The organism is Streptomyces ochraceiscleroticus (assembly GCF_000720485.1).
Lineage (GTDB): Bacteria > Actinomycetota > Actinomycetes > Streptomycetales > Streptomycetaceae > Streptomyces > Streptomyces ochraceiscleroticus.
The window spans coordinates 285196-301768 of record NZ_JOAX01000008.1; the positions used below are offsets into that span (position 1 = coordinate 285196).

Here is a 16573-nt window from a genome sequence, read left to right on the forward strand (position 1 = left end):
TGACGGGTCGAGGTAACCGGGCTGCAACATCTTCCGGTGGTCTTGCAGAAATTTGCCGCAAGCTCTTTCGGTTTCTTTTCGCCGCTGTTACGTTCCTGACGCCCTCTCGGGCGGATTCCTACGTACCTCGTTCGTATCTCGGCGTATCTCGGGCTTTTCCAGAAGGAGTTCACAATGCGACGTGGCATAGCGGCCACCGCGCTGATCGCGGGTCTGGCACTGACGGCGACCGCGTGCGGCGGTGACGGCGGCGGGAGCGACCAGAAGAGCGGCGGCAAACTGTCCGGCACCGTCACCTTCTGGGACACCTCCAACGACGCCGAGAAGGCGACGTACAAGAAGCTCGCCGAGGGCTTCGAGCGCGCGCACCCGGGGGTCGACGTCAAGTACGTGAACGTCCCCTTCGGCGAGGCCAACGCCAAGTTCAAGAACGCGGCCGGCGGCAACTCCGGCGCGCCGGACGTGATGCGCACCGAGGTCGCCTGGGTCGCCGACTTCGCCAACCTCGGCTACCTGGCGCCGCTGGACAACACCCCGGCGCTGGACAAGAACGAGGACTACCTGGAGCAGGCGGCCGGCAGCACCCGCTTCAAGGGCAAGACCTACGCGGCGCCCCAGGTCATCGACACCCTCGGCCTCTTCTACAACAAGAAGCTGCTGAAGGAGGCGGGCGTCGGGGTTCCCAAGACCTTCGACGAGCTGAAGACCGCCGCCAAGAAGATCAAGTCGAAGACCGGCGCCACCGCGCTCTACCTGCGCGGCGACGACCCGTACTGGTTCCTGCCCTACCTCTACGGCGAGGGCGGCGACATGGTCGACACCAAGACCAGAAACGTGGCCATCGACGACCAGGCCGGCGTACGCGCATTCAAGACGATCAAGGACCTGGTCGACTCCAAGGCCGCCGTCACCGACGCCACCGACGGCCAGGAGAACCAGCTCAAGGCCCTCAAGGACGGCAACGTCGCGATGGCCGTCGACGGACCCTGGGACATCGAGGGCGCGCTGGCCGGCAAGGAGTTCAAGGACCGCGGGAACCTCGGCGTCGCGCCTGTGCCCGGCGGCAGCAAGGCCCAAGGGTCCCCGCAGGGCGGCTGGAACCTCTCCGTCTACGCCGGCTCCAAGAACCTCGACGCCTCCTACGAGTTCGTGAAGTACATGAGCTCCGCCAAGGTCCAGCAGCAGACCACCGAGAAGCTGAGCCTGCTGCCGACCCGCAAGTCCGTCTACGACGTGCCGTCCGTCAAGGACAACACGATGGTGAAGTTCTTCCGCCCCGCCGTGGAGAAGGCCGTCGAGCGCCCCTGGATCGCCGAGGGCAACTCGCTCTTCGAGCCGATCAAGGTCCAGATGAACAAGGTCCTCACCGGCGCCGCCACCCCCGAACAGGCCGCCAAGAACACCGGTGACGCCTACCGGAAGCTGCTCAAGGACTACAAGTGACGACGCTCGCCCCCACAAAGACCCAAGGCAAGGCGGCGCCCGCCGCGCCGCCCGGCCGCCTCCGCCGGGCCCTGAGCACCCACTGGTACGCCTGGACCATGGTCGCCCCGGTCGTGCTCGTCCTCGCGGTCATCATCGGCTACCCGCTGGTCCGCGGCCTGTACCTCTCGCTCACCGACGCCACCGAGGCCAACGTCGCCCGCGACATCGGCATGAACCACATCCCGGCGACGTACAAGTTCGTCGGCCTGGACAACTACACCGCCGTGCTGAGCGACAGCGTCTTCTGGAGCCGGCTGGGCTGGACCGTGGTGTGGACCGTCGCCTGCGTCGGGATCACCTTCACCCTCGGCCTGGTCCTCGCCAACCTCCTGAACCGGAAGCTGAAGGGCCGCACCTTCTACCGGCTCGCGCTGATCCTGCCCTGGGCGATCCCGGCCTTCATCTCCGTCTTCACCTGGCGGATGCTCTACAACGAGAAGAACGGCCTGCTCAACAAGATCCTCCAGGGCGGCGGCATCGACGCGGTGCCCTGGCTCAACGACCCGACCTGGGCGAAGCTCTCCGTCATCGCCGTCAACGTCTGGCTCGGCGTGCCCTTCATGCTCGTCGCGCTGCTCGGCGGGCTGCAGTCCATCCCCGGCGAGCTCTACGAGGCCGCCGAGATGGACGGCGCGAGCGCCTGGCAGCGGTTCCGCAACATCACCGTGCCGTCCCTGCGCTCCGTCTCCAGCACGGTGATCCTGCTCAGCACGATCTGGACTTTCAACATGTTCCCGGTGATCTTCCTGCTGACGCGCGGCGGGCCCGGCGACGCCACCGAGATCCTCGTGACGTACGCCTACCGGCTCTCCTTCATCGACAGCCCGCGCAACTTCTCCGAGTCGGCCGCCTGGGGCGTGCTGATCCTGCTGCTGCTCTCGGTCGTCGCGGTCGTCTACCGGCGCAGCCTGCGCAAGCAGGGCGAGGTGTGGTGACCATGCGCGAAAAGAAGAGAAGCCCCCTGGCCTCCACCGGCCTGCACGCGACCCTCATCGCCGCCGCCGTCGTCGCGGTCTTCCCGCCGCTGTGGCTGCTGGTCACCTCCTTCAAGCCGAAGAACGACGCCTTCACCACCGAGCCGGTCACCGACTTCACGCTCGCCAACTACACCCATGTACTGGCCGATACCTCGTTCCTGACCTGGTTCGGGAACTCCGTGGTGATCGTCGGCGTGACCACCGTCCTCGGCGTCTTCCTCGCCGCCACCACCGGCTACGCCGTCAGCCGCTTCCGCTTCCCCGGGATGCGCCCGCTGATGTGGCTGCTGCTGATCACGCAGATGTTCCCGGTGGCCGTGCTGATCGTGCCGCTGTACAACCTGCTGGCCAGCCTCGGCCTGCTCAACCAGCCGGCCGGCCTGGTCGTCACCTACCTCACCATCGCCGTGCCGTTCTGCGCCTGGATGATGAAGGGGTTCTTCGACACCATTCCGGTGGAGATCGACGAGTCGGGCCGGGTCGACGGGCTCAACCCCTTCGGCACCTTCTGGCGTCTCGTGCTGCCGCTGGCCCGCCCCGGGCTCGCCGTCACCGGCTTCTACACCTTCGTCACGGCCTGGGCCGAGGTCGCCTACGCGTCCGCCTTCATGACCGGCGAGGAGAACCTCACCCTCGCCGGCGGTCTGCAGACCTTCGTCAGCCAGTACAACAACGACTGGGGATCGATGACCGCCGCGGCCGTGATCGTCGCTGTGCCGGCGGCCGCCGTCTTCGCCTTCGCCCAGCGCCATCTCGTATCCGGCCTCACCGCCGGCACGACCAAGGGATGACATGAACCAGAACTCCACCACCCCTGCCACCGAGTGGTGGCGCCACGCGGTGATCTACCAGGTGTACCCGCGCAGCTTCGCCGACGGCAACGGTGACGGGATGGGCGACCTGGCCGGCATCCGCGAGCGGCTGCCGTACCTGAAGGACCTGGGCGTCGACGCCGTCTGGCTCAGCCCCTTCTACGCCTCGCCGCAGGCCGACGCCGGCTACGACGTGGCCGACTACCGGGCCATCGACCCCATGTTCGGCGACCTGCCGGACGCCGAGGCGCTGCTCCGCGACGCCCGCGAGCTGGGCCTGCGCACCATCGTCGACGTGGTGCCCAACCACTGCTCCGACCAGCACGAATGGTTCAAGCGCGCGGTGGCCGAGGGGCCGGGCTCGACGCTGCGCGAGCGCTTCCACTTCCGCAAGGGCCGCGGCGAGAACGGCGAGGAGCCGCCCAACGACTGGGAGTCCATCTTCGGCGGCCCCGCCTGGACCCGGCTCCCCGACGGCGAGTGGTACCTCCACCTCTTCGCTCCCCAGCAGCCCGACTTCAACTGGGAACACCCCGCCGTCCAGGACGAGTTCCGCTCCATCCTGCGGTTCTGGCTCGACCTGGGCGTCGACGGCTTCCGCGTGGACGTCGCGCACGGCCTGGTCAAGGCCGCCGGGCTGCCCGACATGGGCCACGCCGAACAGCTCAAGCTGCTCGGCAACCAGGAGCTGCCCTTCTTCGACCAGGACGGCGTGCACGAGATCTACCGCTCCTGGCGCAAGGTCCTCGACGAGTATGCGGGGGAGCGCATCGCCGTCGCCGAGGCGTGGACGCCCAGCGCCGACCGCACTGCCCTCTACCTGCGCCCCGACGAGCTGCACCAGGCGTTCAACTTCCACTACCTGAACGCCGGCTGGGACGCGGCCGAGCTGCGCGCGGTCATCGACTCCTCGCTGGACGCCATGCGCCCGGTCGGCGCGCCCACGACCTGGGTGCTCTCCAACCACGACGTCGTACGCCACCGCACCCGGCTCGGCGGCGGCCTGCCCCGCGCCCGCGCCGCCGCGCTGCTGATGCTCGCGCTGCCCGGCTCCGCCTACGTCTACCAGGGCGAGGAGCTGGGTCTGCCCGAGGTCACGGACCTGCCCGACGAGGTCCGCCAGGACCCCTCCTTCTTCAAGGAGAACGGGCAGGAGGGGCTGCGGGACGGTTGCCGGGTGCCGCTCCCGTGGTCCGGTACGCAGGCGCCGTACGGCTTCGGGACCGGTGGAAGCTGGCTGCCGCAGCCCGACGAGTGGGCGTCCCTGAGCGTCGCGGCGCAGACCGGCGACCCGGACTCCACGCTGGAGCTGTACCGCACGGCGCTCGCCGTCCGCCGGGAGCACCCCGCGCTCGGCGCGGGCGACACGGTGGAGTGGCGCCCCGCGCCCGAGGGCGTGCTCCACTTCCGCCGCGCGGGCGGCTTCACCTGCGCGGTGAACACCACGGCGGAGGCCGTGCGGCTGACCGCCACCGGGCGACCGCTGCTGTCCAGCGGCGCGCTGCCGCAGGAGATCCCGGGCCACCCCGGCACCTACGAACTGGCCGCCGACACGGCCGTGTGGTGGGCCGAGTGACGCTGCCCCCCAGGCTCGCTGACATCGCCGCGCAGGCCGAGGTCAGCGAGGCCACCGTGAGCCGGGTGCTCAACGGGAGGACCGGGGTGGCCGGCGCCACCCGGCAGCGGGTGCTGGCCGCACTGGACGTACTCGGATACGAGCGTCCGGTGCGGCTGCGGCGGCGCAGCGCGGGACTGGTCGGGCTGGTCATCCCGGAGCTGACCAACCCGATCTTCCCCGCGTTCGCGCAGATCATCGAGCAGGCGCTGGCCGGGCACGGCTACACGCCCGTGCTCTGCACGCAGATGCCGGGCGGCGCGACCGAGGACGAGCTGGTCGAGCAGTTAGAGGCGCGGGGCGTCACCGGGATCGTGTTCCTCTCCGGGCTGCACGCGGACACCGGTGCCGACCCGGCCCGCTACACCCGCCTCACCGCGCGCGGCGTGCCGTACGTCCTGATCAACGGCTACAACGCGGACATCCACGCCTCATTCGTCTCGCCCGACGACCGGGCGGCCGCCAAGATGGCCGTCACCCACCTCGCCGCGCTGGGGCACACCCGCATCGGGCTGGCCGTCGGCCCGTCCCGGTACGTGCCGTCCCGGCGCAAGGCGGAGGGGTTCACCGCGGTCATGGAGGAGCTGTTCGGCCTGGCACAGGGGGAGGCCCAACAGCTTGTGCAGCACACGCTGTTCAGCGTCGAGGGCGGGCACGCCGCGGCCGCCGCGCTGCTGGACGCGGGCTGTACGGGCGTGGTGTGCGGCAGCGATCTGATGGCGCTGGGCGTCGTACGGGCCGCCCGGCAGCGCGGCCTCGCCGTGCCGGGGCAGCTCTCGGTGGTCGGCTTCGACGACTCGCAGTTGATCGCGTTCGCCGACCCGCCGCTGACCACCGTGCGGCAGCCCGTACAGGCGATGGCGACCGCGGCCGTCGGCGCGCTGATCGAGGAGATCCAGGGAAATCCCGTACAGCGCACGGAGTTCGTCTTCCAGCCGGAGCTGGTGGTACGGGGGTCCACGGGGCCGGTGCCCGGAGGACCGGTCCGGCCGGCCGGGCGCGTGAGGTCCCCACACAGCGGGTGACCCCCGGCCGGCCGGACCGGGGTGTTGCCCGCTGAAGTTAACACCGTTGCAATGTCTTGCGAAAGGTCTTGCAACAACGGATTGCGGCGGCTAGAACTGCAACAGCCTTACGGGCATGGCGCGTTGCCGGGCAAGGCTTTCGTCTCCCCCTCAGGAGGAACCATGCCCCCTCGCAGACCCCTGGCCCGCGGCTGTGCGGCAGCCGCCCTCGCGTTCACCGCGGCGGCCCTCGGCACCCCCGCCGAGGCCGCGCCGCCCGGCACCAAGGACGTCACCGCCGAACTCTTCGAGTGGCGGTACGACTCGGTCGCCAAGGAGTGCAAGGACACCCTCGGCCCGGCCGGATACGGCTACGTCGAGGTCTCCCCGGCCACCGAGCACATCCAGGGCGGCCAGTGGTGGACCTCGTACCAGCCCGTCAGCTACCGGATCGCCGGCCGGCTCGGTGACCGCACCGCCTTCAAGAACATGATCGACGCCTGCCACGCGGCCGGCGTGAAGGTCGTCGCGGACGCCGTCATCAACCACATGTCCGCAGGGTCCGGCACCGGCACCGGCGGCTCCTCGTACAGCAAGTACACCTATCCCGGGATCTACCAGCCCCAGGACATGGACGACTGCACCGCGCAGGTCGGCAACTACCAGGACCGCTGGAACGTGCAGCACTGCGAACTGGTGGGCCTGGCCGACCTGGACACCGGCGAGCCGTACGTCCGCAGCCGCCTCGCGCAGTACCTCAACGACCTGCTCTCGCTCGGCGTGGACGGCTTCCGCGTCGACGCCGCCAAGCACATGCCGGCCGAGGACCTGGCCGCCATCAAGGGACAGTTGAGCAACCCGGGCGTGTACTGGAAGCAGGAGGCGATCCACGGGGAGGGCGAGGCCGTCTCCCCGAGCGAGTACCTCGGCAACGGGGACGTGCAGGAGTTCCGCTACGGCCGCGACCTCAAGCGCGTCTTCCAGAACGAGAAGCTCGCCTACCTCAAGAACTTCGGCGAGGGCTGGGGGTACATGGTGAGCGGCAAGTCCGGGGTCTTCGTCGACAACTGGGACACCGAGCGCAACGGCTCCACGCTCAGCTACAAGAACGGCGCGGACTACACCCTCGCCAACGTCTTCATGCTGGCCTGGCCGTACGGCTCCCCGGACGTGCACTCCGGCTACGAATTCAGCAACAACGACGCCGGGCCGCCCAACGGGGGCACGGTGAACGCCTGCTGGCAGGACGGCTGGAAGTGCCAGCACAAGTGGCCGGAGATCAAGGCCGTGGTGGCCTTCCGCAACACCGCGCACGGCACCGCCGTCACGAACTGGTGGGACAACGGCAACGACGCCATCGCCTTCGGACGCGGCGAGGCGGCGTACGTCGCGATCAACCACGAGGGGTCGAGCCTGAGCCGTACGTTCCAGTCCTCGCTGCCTGCCGGGAACTACTGCGACGTACAGAGCGGGCGGACCGTCACGGTCGACGGCGCCGGCCGGTTCACCGCCACCCTCGCTCCGAACACCGCCCTCGCGCTGCACACCGGCGCCCGCACCTGCGGCTGAACACCGTGAAGGAGACCCCCTCCGTGACCGGCACCCTCCGCCGAACCGTCACCGCGCTCGCCGCGGCGCTCTGCGCCGCGGCGGCCGCCGCCCTGCCCGGCGCCGCGCCCGCGCAGGCGGCCCCGCCGCCCTACCCCGCCAAGGCCGAGGCCCAGTGGATCGACCGGGACACCGTCGTCTGGAAGGGCGCGCCCGACCCGGCCGGCGGCACCCTCCAGCTCGAATCCGGACCCGACGGCGACCGGCGGCTGCGCCTCGCCCCCGGCACCCTGACCCCCGACGAGCGCGCCAAGTACCCGCACCTGAAGGGCTTCCCGGCCTTCACCGTCGACCCGCGTGACCAGGCGGCGGCCGCCACCGCGCTGCGCGACCGTCTCGTCGCCACCCGCCGGGCCGCCGACGGCACCCTGCGCGAGGCCACCGGCGTCCAGATCCCCGGCGTGCTGGACGACCTGTACGGTGCCGCCGCCTCCCGGGCCCGGCTCGGCCCGGTCTTCGACCGCGGCCGCCCGACCCTCTCCGTCTGGGCACCCACGGCCCGTACCGTCGCCCTCGAACTGGACGGCCGTACGGTGCCGATGACCCGCGACGACCGGACCGGGGTGTGGTCCGTGCGCGGTGAGCGCGGCTGGACCGGCAAGCCGTACCGCTACGCCGTCACCGTCTTCGCGCCCGCCGCCGGGCAGACCGTCACCAACAAGGTCACCGACCCCTACGCCACCGGGCTCACCGCCGACGCCGAGCGCAGCCTCGTCACCGACCTCGCCGACCCCCGCCTCGCACCCCGGGGCTGGGACCGGATCGAGAAGCCCGGCGCCGTACCGCTGCGCGACGCCCGCATCCAGGAGCTGCACATCCGCGACTTCTCGATCGCGGACCGCACCTCGAAGCATCCCGGTCAGTACCTCGCCTTCACCGACCGCGCCTCCGACGGCATGAAGCACCTGCGTACCCTCGCCCGCACCGGCACCAGCCACGTCCACCTGCTGCCCGCCTTCGACTTCGGGTCCGTCCCCGAGCGCCGCGACCGGCAGGCCGCGCCGGACTGCGACCTCGCGTCCTACCCGCCGGACTCCGAGAAACAGCAGGAGTGCGTCGCGAAGACCGCCGCGAAGGACGCGTACAACTGGGGCTACGACCCGGTGCACTACACCGTCCCCGAGGGCTCGTACGCCTCCGACCCCGACGGCACGGCCCGCACCGTGGAGTTCCGCCGCATGGTGCAGGGCCTGAACGGCGCCGGGCTGCGCACCGTCATGGACGTCGTCTACAACCACACCCTCGCGAGCGGCCAGGACCCCCGGTCCGTCCTGGACCGCATCGTCCCCGGCTACTACCACCGGCTGCTGGACGACGGCACCGTCGCCACCTCCACCTGCTGCGCCAACACCGCGCCCGAGCACACCATGATGGGCAAGCTCGTCGTCGACTCGCTCGTCACCTGGGCGAAGCAGTACAAGGTCGACGGCTTCCGGTTCGACCTGATGGGGCATCACCCCAAGGCCAACATCCTCGCCGTGCGCAAGGCCCTGGACGCCCTCACGCCCGCGAAGGACGGCGTGGACGGCAAGGCGATCGTTCTTTACGGCGAGGGCTGGAACTTCGGCGAGGTCGCGAACGATGCCCGCTTCGTCCAGGCCACCCAGAAGAACATGGCCGGGACCGGCATCGCCACCTTCGACGACCGCTCCCGCGACGCGGTACGCGGCGGCGGCCCCTTCGACGCCGACCCGCGCGTCCAGGGCTTCGCCTCCGGCCTGTTCACCGACCCCAACGACTCGCCCGCCAACGGCACTCGCGAGGACCAGCGCGCCCGGCTGCTGCACTACCAGGACCTGATCAAGGTCGGGCTGACCGGCGGCCTCGCCGACTACACCTTCACCGACAGCGCGGGGCGCCGCGTCAAGGGCTCCCAGGTCGACTACAACGGTGCGCCCGCCGGCTACGCGGCTGCGCCCGGCGACGCGCTGGCCTACGCCGACGCGCACGACAACGAGACCCTCTACGACGCGCTCGCCTACAAGCTCCCGCGGCGCACGAAGCCCGCCGACCGCGCCCGTATGCAGGTCCTCGCGCTGGCCACCGCCACCCTCTCCCAGGGCCCGGCGCTCTCCCAGGCCGGCTCCGACCTGCTGCGCTCCAAGTCGCTGGACCGCAACTCCTTCGACAGCGGCGACTGGTTCAACGCGCTGCACTGGAACTGCGCCGACGGCAACGGCTTCGGGCGCGGCCTGCCGCCCGCCGCCGACAACAAGGACAAGTGGCCCTACGCCCGGCCGCTGCTCGCCGACCCCGCGCTGCGCCCCGGCTGCGCGGAGATCACCGGCGCCTCGGCCGCGTACCGGGACCTGACCCGGATCCGCGCCACCGAGCCGGACTTCGGCCTGGCCACCACCGAGCAGGTGCAGCGGGCGCTGTCCTTCCCGCTGTCCGGGCGGGACGAGATGCCCGGGGTGGTCACCATGCGGCTCGGCCGGCTGGTCGTGGTCCTCAATGCCACGCCGGAGCGGCAGACGCAGACCGTACGGGACGTGGCCGGGCAGCCGTACGCGCTGCACCCGGTCCAGGCCCGCGGCGCCGACCCCGTCGTACGGACCTCGTCGTACGAGAAGGGGACCGGCACCTTCACCGTCCCGGGCCGTACGGTCGCGGTCTTCACCCGCGGCTGACCCGGCGGCCGCCCGGCCGTCCGGCGCTCAGGACGGCCCGCCCGTCCGTTCCCCCGGCCCGCGCGCCGCGGGAACGGACGGCACCGGGGCCCGGACCCCCGGCTGGCACAGCATCAGCGCCAGGTCGTCCCGGAGCGGGGCCGCCGTGTGTGCGGTGAGGAGGTCCTGCAGCGCCTCGACCGCGTCGTCCAGCGTGGGCCGGGTCAGCGCCTCGCGGACCCGCTCGTCCAGCGGAAAGGGGTCACCGTCTGGGTCCAGCGCCTCGATGAGTCCGTCGGTGTAGAGCAGCAGCCGCTCGTTGGCGCTCAGCCGGAAGCGCTGCGGACACGGGACCGGCTGCAGGCCGAGCGGCGGCCCCGGCTCGTCGGGGGCCAGCAGATCCAGCCGCGCGCCGATCCGCAGCGGGGCCGGATGGCCGCAGTTGACCAGCCGTACCTCGCCCGGCGCGAACTCGGCCAGCACGGCCGTGACGAACCCCTCGGAGTCCAGCTCGGGCGCGAGCCGCTCGTCCAGCGATCTGGTGAGCTGGACCAGGTCGGGCGCGGTGAAGGCGTGTTCGCGGAAGCAGCCGATCGTGAGCGTCGCGAGCCGCGCCGCCTCCAGGTCGTGGCCGCGTACATCACCGATCAGCACCCGCGGGCCGTACGGGGAGTCCGCCACGTTGAGGAGGTCGCCGCCGAGGACGGCGTTCTCGGTGGCGGGGCGGTAGCGGCCGGCGAGACCGACGCCGTTCAGTTCACCGGAGAGGGGCTGCAGGAGCGCCCGCTGGGCCGCGTGCGCGACTGCTCCCAGCGCGGCGGCGCATGCGTCGTGGGCGTCGGGCACCGCAGACGGCGTCCGTGATCGGCGCTCCGCGAGTACGCCGCAGGCCAGGCCGGTGAGGAAGCCGCAGCCGTACCCGAGCAGCGCGCCGATGAACTCCATCGCGGTCAACCCACGTCCCTCCCACGACCGGCGGTGGGACGGCCACTCTGGCACTGTCGCGGAGCCGCGCGGAAGCGGATGTCACAAGCGGGCGGCAGACGATCGCACCAGGTCGGGAAGTGTCCGGTGGTGACGCGAAAACGATCGCCAACGGAGCCCGGGGGTCAGGCGTCGCCCGGTACGAGGGCGAACAGCCGGGCCGCCAGCTCCGCGAAGGGGCCGTCGATCGGCTCGGCGGCGAGGATCGCCCGCAGCGTCTCCGCCGTCTCCTCGTCGTACGCGGCGCTCACTGCCGCCAGCGCGGCGAAGTCGTGCACGAGCTGCCGCTCCAGCTCGGCGCGCGGGATGCGCTTGCCGTCCAGCCACTGCAGCGCGGTGGACTCGGCGAGCGAGATCCAGGAGCGGATGACCAGCTCCATGCGCGGGGCCGGGGTGACCAGGCCCAGGTGGACGACGATCTGCTCGTAGGCGGACTGCCGCACGCCGTTGATCATCGCGCTGGTGCGGCTGGAGCCGACCGCCGGGCCGCCGCGCATCAGCGCGGAGAAGCCGGGGCCGTGCTCGTCGACGAAGTCGAAGAAGCGGCCCATGACCCGCAGCAGGCGGGAGCCCAGCGGGCCTTCGTGCGGCTCGACGAAGCGCGCGGCCAGCTCGTCGGCGGCCCGGCCGAGCGCCGCCTCGTACAGGCTCTGCTTGCCGGGGAAGTAGTGGTAGACCAGCGGCCGCGAGATGCCCGCGGCCTCGGCTATCTCATCGATCGACACGTCCTCGGGCGCACGGTGGCTGAACAGGCCCAGAGCCACGGAGATCAGTTGGTCACGGCGTTCCTCGACGCCCATCCTGCGGCGCACCCCGGTCGTCATGCGAACACCCTAACGACCGGGGTGCGGCAGCGGTATGCCACCGCCTCCAGGCCCGTACCGCTTCAGCCCCGGAGGGGAGCCTGCCTCACAGATCCAGCACCAGCCGCTCCCCGTGGCAGCGCGAGACGCAGATCAGCATCTGGTCGTGGCGCTCGGCGTCGGTCAGCAGCTCGTCGCGGTGGTCGATGTCGCCCTCGACCACACTCTGCAGGCAGGTACCGCAGAAGCCCTGCTCACAGCTGTACGGGAGGTTCGGCAGGGCCTGCTCGCGGACGGCACGCAGGATGCTCTGGTCCCCGGCCACCGCGACCGTGGCGCCGGTGCGCCGCAGCTCCACCTCGAAGGCGCCGCCCGTCGTGCCGGCCGCCGGCGCGAACGCCTCGGTGTGCAGTTCCAGCCCCTCGGGCAGCAGCTCGGCGACCGCGTCCATCAGGGGCTGCGGGCCGCAGCAGTAGACGGCGGAGTGCGGCGGCGCGCCGGCGAGCACGGCGGCCAGGTCCGGCCGGCCGTCCTCGTCCTCGGCGACGACCGTCACTCGGTCCCCGCCCGCCCCCGCCAGCTTCTCGATCTCGGCCAGGAACGGCATCGAGACGCGCGACCGCCCGTAGTACAGCAGCCGCCACGGCACGCCCTCCCGCTCGGCCTGGCGGACCATCGGCAGGATCGGCGTGATCCCGATGCCGCCCGCGAGGAAGAGGTACGCGTGGCAGTCCGCCAGCCGGAAGCGGTTGCGCGGCCCGCGTACTTCCACGACCGTGCCCTCGTGGAGCTGCTCGTGCACCTCGCGCGAGCCGCCCCGGCCGTCCTCGATGAGCCGGGCGGCGATGGTGTACGTACCGCCGTCGGCGACGTCACCGCAGAGCGAGTACTGGCGCACTGCGCCCGAGGGCAGCACGAGGTCGATGTGCGCGCCCGGCTCCCAGCCCGGCAGCCGCTCGCCCTCCAGGCGCAGCCGTACGACGCCCTCGGCCTCCTCGGCGCGCTCGATGACCAGCAGTTCGCGGCGGCCGGGGCGCCCGGCGCCCGAGACCGGCTCCTCCAGGGCCGGCATCGGCCACAGCGGGGACTCCTCGACCCGGCGGCGCAGGGCGCGGTTGACCAGCAGCGCCGCGCCGGTGGCCACCACGAGGGCGCGGACGCGGCGGGAGCGGAAGACGGCGGTCATGTCAGGCGGCTCCGGGAGAGGTGCGGGACTCCGCGGCGGTCGCGGCGGGGGAGGCGGCGAGGTACGCGGCGGCCTGCGAGGTGCTGCCGTACTGCGAGGGGTGGTACGTGCGGTGCAGGTACTGCGGGATCGTGCGGGCCACGGCGCCGGTGGTCGGCAGCACGCCCTGCCGACCGGCCCGGAAGAACTCCTTGAACGACGCCTTGCCGTCCAGCAGGGTCGGGTCGTTCGCCATGAAGAAGCGCACGCCGCGCTGCCACAGGAAGACCAGCGCGGCGAAGGCGGTGGCCCAGGTGCGGGCGCGGCGCCGGTAGCCGCCGTCGAGGTGCAGGAAGAGGTCGAAGGCGACCGAGCGGTGCTCGACCTCCTCGGCGCCGTGCCAGCGCAGCAGGTCCAGCATGGTGGCGTCGGCGCCCTTGGCGTCCAGCGCCTCGGCGTTGAGCACCCAGTCCCCGAGGAACGCCGTGTAGTGCTCGATCGCGGCGATCAGCGCGACCCGCTCCAGCAGCCACCAGTGGCGCGCGCGGCCCGGCGGCAGGGTGCGGTCGCCGAGCAGCTTCTCGAAGAGCCAGTCGACCTGCGCGGTGTACGGCGTGGGGTCCAGGCCCTGCTTCTTGAGGTGCGGCAGCACGTCGTCGTGGGCCTGGGAGTGCATCGCCTCCTGGCCGATGAACCCGATGACGTCGGCGCGCAGCCGCTCGTCCCGGATGTACGGCAGCACCTGCTTGTAGACGTGCACGAACCAGCGCTCGCCCGCCGGCAGCAGCAGGTGCAGCACGTTGATCGTGTGCGTGGTGGACGGGTCGCCGGGGACCCAGTGCAGCGGGGTGCCGGCCCAGTCGAAAGCGACGTTGCGGGCCTTCAGCGGTATGTGTTCGGACGCGACCGGCTCGGGCCGCAACGGGGCCTTGTTAGACATGGCGTCAATGTACTGGGCGGTAAGGAGAGAGCGACAGACCCTTGCACGAGGTTTTCCCGCACCATGCCGACGGGGGTACGGGCGCGTGCCCGTACCCCCGTTCCGTGGCCCCCGGGCCGCTCAGTGCAGCGCCGTGAGCCGCCCGCCGTCCGGCAGCCGTGCGGTGAGCCGGGCCCGCTCGCCCGCCTCGGCGCGCACCGCCAGCAGCCGGCCCTTCGTACGGCCGCTCACCCCGCCGCCCGCCGTCACCTTGCGCAGGTCCGCGCTGCCCGCCGCCACCAGCCACCAGTGCCCGGCCGCCGACTTCCACAGCACCCCGGCCAGCGCGTGCGGCGACCGCGGCCCGCAGGCCCGGCCGCCCTCCGTCCGGGCCGCCACCGCACCCGGTGGGTACCGCCGCGCCCCGGACGCGCCGTCCGCCACCGGCGCCTGGAACTGCGCCATCGTCCGGCTCCCGGGCCCCCGCCAGGTCTCGGCCCGCGTGCACAGCCACGCCGCCGTCCCGCCGTGCTCCGGAAGCCGCTGGCGCGCGTACTCCCAGGCGTTCACGCTCCGCACGCCCAGCGACCGCACGGCCGAGAGCTGGCAGGCCGTGCGCGCCCAGGCCGTCAGCGCCGCGTCGCCCGACGGCTCGCCCGCGCGGCCCGGAGCGCCGTACGTCAGCCGCGCCGGCGTCAGCTCGCCCAGGTCGGTGTAGAGGTGCCCGGCCATCCGCAGCGCGGGCCAGCGGGCGCAGGACGCGCCGCGCGCGGGCGCGGGCGCCGGGTCCGTCACTCCGTCCGCCGTGCGGCCCAGCGCGGCCGCCCGCTCCGCCGGACCGCCGGTCAGGTCGGCGAGCGCGACCTTGCGCACCCAAGGGGCCGTCAGATAGCGGACGTTGCCGTCCGTGCGGCTGACCACCAGCGCCGCCGACCCCGCGGCGTCGGCCCCGTCCGTACGTGCGAAGTCCAGTGCCGCGCCGCCGCCCGGCCCGTCCGCCGACTCCGCGTACCGCGCCACCCGTAGCCCGTCGTACAGCAGCACCACGGCCGCCCGGTCCACCACGCCCGCGAACAACAACTGCGCGGGACCGGCGGCGGGCCCGGACGGCGTGCCGGGCGTCGCGGAGACCTGTACCCGGGGGCCGGGGCGGGCCCAGGCCGCCAGCGCGCGGCGCAGCAGGGCATTGTCGTGCGTCCGGCCGCCGCGCGCCGGCCAGGCCGAGAAGTCCGTACGGACCGCGGTCACCCAGGCATGATCGGGCGCGCGGGTCAACTCGCCCGGATCCAGGGCTCGTTCGGCCGCAGCGTTGCGGGCGTACGGGGGCGCCGCCGCACCGTCCCGTCCCCAGCCGTCGCCCGGCAGCGCGAGCAGCGCCCCGCACACCGCCGCCGCGGCGCCCGCCGCCAGCGCGGCACGCACATGCTGCCGTCGCCGGATCAGGTCCGTCGGCCGGGCCTGCAGAGAGCAGGGGTCGAACTCGGCGGAGTCCAGCAGCGAGCCGTCCCGGCTGCCCGCCGGGGCCGCGGCACCGTCCGCCTCGGCCAGCGCGTCCCGCGGCTCCGCCACGCCCGCGGCCGCCAGCGTCCGCCGCACCTCGCGGTCGCCGAGCCCCTCCAGACCGCGCAGCGCGTACGCCGCGCGGGCCGGGGCCGACAGCGCCGACAGGGTCTGGTCCAGGGCCAGTTCGTCGGCGCCGCCGGAGCGCGGGAAGAGCCGCAGCCCCCAGACCTGGGGGAGCGGCGGCGGGAGGTGCGGCAGCGGCACCCGCCAGGGGCCGAGGCGCAGCGCGGGACGGCCCGAGGCGAGCGCCGCGCGCAGCACCCGCTGGCGCACGAAGGCGTACGCGGGGTCCGGCGCGGGCCGCCCGTCAGCGCCGGGGCGCTGCGCGGGCAGCGCGCTCTCCGCGACGTCGGTGCGGTGCCGGGGCAGTGCGCGCTGGGTGACGGCGTGCGCGGTCAGGACCCGGCGGCTGCGGCCGAGCCGGGGCGGCAGCACCAGATAGGCCAGCCGCACCAGCCGTGGGTAGTGCTCCACGAGCACGGCTTCGGCCTGCTCGACGTCGATGACGCCCAGCGGGGAGGTGCGGTCCGGTGGCGGGGATATTGCCTGCTGCTGTTCCACGTTCCGTAGAACGAGTGATTCTTCGGATGGTCACTTTGACCATCGGACGGACCGGCCGGGGCGCGGCCGGTCCGGAGCCGCGGTGCGCCGCGGCCCCCGCTCAGCGCTGCCGGTCGAGGTCGAACTCGCCGTCCCGGGCGCCCAGTACGAACGCGCGCCACTCGCCCTCGGTGTACCGCAGCACCACGTCGGGGTCGGTGGAATTGCGCATCGCCACCGCGCCGCGCTCCAGGAACGCGATCTCCACGGCCTCCTCGGCGTCGCCGGGGGCGCGCTGCCAGACGGCGTCGGAGATGTCGAGGGCGTAGAGCCACTCCTTCTCGGCTGCGGCACTCATGCGGTGCACTCCTCGCGATAGCCCGGTCGGTACGGAGGTCAGCGTACGCCGCGCGGACCGGCCGCGGGGAGCGTACGGCAAGGCCCCGGACAGCGCGTGTGCCGTCCGGGGCCCTGCCGTGGCGCCGCGGG

Annotated in this window: 13 protein-coding genes; 7 read left to right on the plus strand and 6 right to left on the minus strand. The window is 72.6% G+C overall.

Annotation, left to right across the window (positions count from 1 at the left end):
- The first annotated feature begins 174 nt into the window (after window positions 1-174).
- The 7 genes from IG84_RS0113415 to pulA all read left to right on the plus strand — a co-directional run bounded on the left by IG84_RS0113415 (window position 175) and on the right by pulA (window position 10131).
- Entirely contained in the window at window positions 175-1443 is a 1269-nt protein-coding gene (locus IG84_RS0113415) for an extracellular solute-binding protein (RefSeq protein ID WP_031055485.1), read from the plus strand.
- Window positions 1444-1541: 98 nt separating this feature from the next.
- Window positions 1542-2420 carry a carbohydrate ABC transporter permease gene (locus tag IG84_RS0113420; protein ID WP_051861687.1) on the plus strand — a complete coding sequence of 293 codons (879 nt, stop codon included), beginning with the start codon at window positions 1542-1544 and terminating at the stop codon, window positions 2418-2420.
- 2 nt (window positions 2421-2422) lie between these two features.
- Window positions 2423-3253 (plus strand): sugar ABC transporter permease, encoded by an 831-nt coding sequence (locus IG84_RS0113425; RefSeq protein ID WP_031055492.1) that lies wholly within the window; start codon window positions 2423-2425, stop codon window positions 3251-3253.
- A gap of 1 nt (window position 3254) precedes the next feature.
- Entirely contained in the window at window positions 3255-4850 is a 1596-nt protein-coding gene (locus tag IG84_RS0113430) for a glycoside hydrolase family 13 protein (RefSeq protein WP_031055494.1), read from the plus strand.
- Window positions 4838-5914, plus strand: a complete 1077-nt coding sequence (locus tag IG84_RS0113435) for a LacI family DNA-binding transcriptional regulator (RefSeq protein ID WP_037800210.1) — start codon at window positions 4838-4840, stop codon at window positions 5912-5914. The genes IG84_RS0113430 and IG84_RS0113435 overlap by 13 nt, the downstream gene beginning before the upstream one ends.
- Window positions 5915-6076: 162 nt before the next feature.
- Complete coding sequence (locus tag IG84_RS0113440; protein ID WP_031055504.1) at window positions 6077-7462, plus strand: alpha-amylase; 1386 nt, start codon at window positions 6077-6079, stop codon at window positions 7460-7462.
- A gap of 23 nt (window positions 7463-7485) precedes the next feature.
- On the plus strand, window positions 7486-10131 hold the full coding sequence (pulA, locus tag IG84_RS0113445; protein WP_078648799.1) for a pullulanase-type alpha-1,6-glucosidase: 2646 nt from the start codon (window positions 7486-7488) through the stop codon (window positions 10129-10131).
- A gap of 27 nt (window positions 10132-10158) precedes the next feature.
- Here pulA and IG84_RS0113450 read toward each other — a convergent pair whose 3' ends face one another.
- The 6 genes from IG84_RS0113450 to IG84_RS0113475 all read right to left on the minus strand — a co-directional run bounded on the left by IG84_RS0113450 (window position 10159) and on the right by IG84_RS0113475 (window position 16442).
- Window positions 10159-11055, minus strand: a complete 897-nt coding sequence (locus IG84_RS0113450) for a PP2C family protein-serine/threonine phosphatase (protein ID WP_051861672.1) — start codon at window positions 11053-11055, stop codon at window positions 10159-10161.
- Window positions 11056-11219: 164 nt separating this feature from the next.
- Window positions 11220-11918: a TetR/AcrR family transcriptional regulator gene (locus IG84_RS0113455; RefSeq protein ID WP_031055513.1), complete on the minus strand. Its 699-nt coding sequence runs from the start codon at window positions 11916-11918 to the stop codon at window positions 11220-11222.
- 85 nt (window positions 11919-12003) lie between these two features.
- A complete protein-coding gene (locus IG84_RS0113460; protein WP_031055516.1) occupies window positions 12004-13083 on the minus strand; it encodes a PDR/VanB family oxidoreductase in 1080 nt (359 codons plus the stop codon).
- Window position 13084: 1 nt separating this feature from the next.
- Window positions 13085-14002, minus strand: coding sequence for a metal-dependent hydrolase (locus IG84_RS0113465; protein WP_031055520.1), 918 nt, complete (start codon window positions 14000-14002; stop codon window positions 13085-13087).
- 120 nt (window positions 14003-14122) lie between these two features.
- Window positions 14123-16105, minus strand: a complete 1983-nt coding sequence (locus tag IG84_RS38890) for a hypothetical protein (protein WP_031055525.1) — start codon at window positions 16103-16105, stop codon at window positions 14123-14125.
- A 100-nt stretch (window positions 16106-16205) separates the two neighbouring features.
- Window positions 16206-16442 carry a DUF397 domain-containing protein gene (locus IG84_RS0113475; protein WP_030256868.1) on the minus strand — a complete coding sequence of 79 codons (237 nt, stop codon included), beginning with the start codon at window positions 16440-16442 and terminating at the stop codon, window positions 16206-16208.
- Window positions 16443-16573: the final 131 nt, after the last annotated feature.

Bases quoted from the DNA above. Each gene is read 5' to 3' on its own strand.
- IG84_RS0113415 (WP_031055485.1), top strand. From the start codon at position 175: ATGCGACGTGGCATAGCGGCCACCGCGCTGATCGCGGGTCTGGCACTG.
- IG84_RS0113420 (WP_051861687.1), top strand. From the start codon at position 1,542: ATGGTCGCCCCGGTCGTGCTCGTCCTCGCGGTCATCATCGGCTACCCG.
- IG84_RS0113425 (WP_031055492.1), top strand. From the start codon at position 2,423: ATGCGCGAAAAGAAGAGAAGCCCCCTGGCCTCCACCGGCCTGCACGCG.
- IG84_RS0113430 (WP_031055494.1), top strand. From the start codon at position 3,255: ATGAACCAGAACTCCACCACCCCTGCCACCGAGTGGTGGCGCCACGCG.
- IG84_RS0113440 (WP_031055504.1), top strand. From the start codon at position 6,077: ATGCCCCCTCGCAGACCCCTGGCCCGCGGCTGTGCGGCAGCCGCCCTC.
- IG84_RS0113450 (WP_051861672.1), bottom strand. From the start codon at position 11,055: ATGGAGTTCATCGGCGCGCTGCTCGGGTACGGCTGCGGCTTCCTCACC.
- IG84_RS0113455 (WP_031055513.1), bottom strand. From the start codon at position 11,918: ATGACGACCGGGGTGCGCCGCAGGATGGGCGTCGAGGAACGCCGTGAC.
- IG84_RS0113460 (WP_031055516.1), bottom strand. From the start codon at position 13,083: ATGACCGCCGTCTTCCGCTCCCGCCGCGTCCGCGCCCTCGTGGTGGCC.
- IG84_RS0113465 (WP_031055520.1), bottom strand. From the start codon at position 14,002: ATGTCTAACAAGGCCCCGTTGCGGCCCGAGCCGGTCGCGTCCGAACAC.
- IG84_RS0113475 (WP_030256868.1), bottom strand. From the start codon at position 16,442: ATGAGTGCCGCAGCCGAGAAGGAGTGGCTCTACGCCCTCGACATCTCC.